1 protein-coding gene is annotated in these 309 nt (G+C 44.3%); it reads left to right on the top strand.

Annotated features, from left to right (window positions below; translation table 11 throughout):
* Positions 1–202 (top strand): hypothetical protein (locus MWU82_RS24215; protein ID WP_247098348.1); only part of this gene is annotated, 202 nt, incomplete at its 5' end.
* Positions 203–309: the final 107 nt, after the last annotated feature.

The raw sequence follows: 309 nt of genomic DNA on the forward strand, positions 1-309 counted from the left end.
GCCTAAAAAGACGTGGTTTCTTGCTTGTGGTGACCTCGACTGGAGTACCTTCGGTTTTCCATTGAGCTCCGTTTTGCAAATAAGAAACCCCGCAGCTATCGCTGCTTGTTCTTTGTTTTACTCCAAAACCTCAAACTACATTTGGCTTTTTCCGCAAAAAAAAGAACCACGCCTAAAAGACGTGGTTTCTTGCTTGTGGTGACCTCGACTGGATTACCTTCGGTTTTCCATTGAGCTCCGTTTTGCAAATAAGAAACCCCGCAGTTATCGCTGCTGGTTCTTTGTTTTACTTCAAAACCTCAAACTGCG

Source organism: Arenibacter sp. S6351L (assembly GCF_023016025.1).
GTDB lineage: Bacteria > Bacteroidota > Bacteroidia > Flavobacteriales > Flavobacteriaceae > Arenibacter > Arenibacter algicola_B.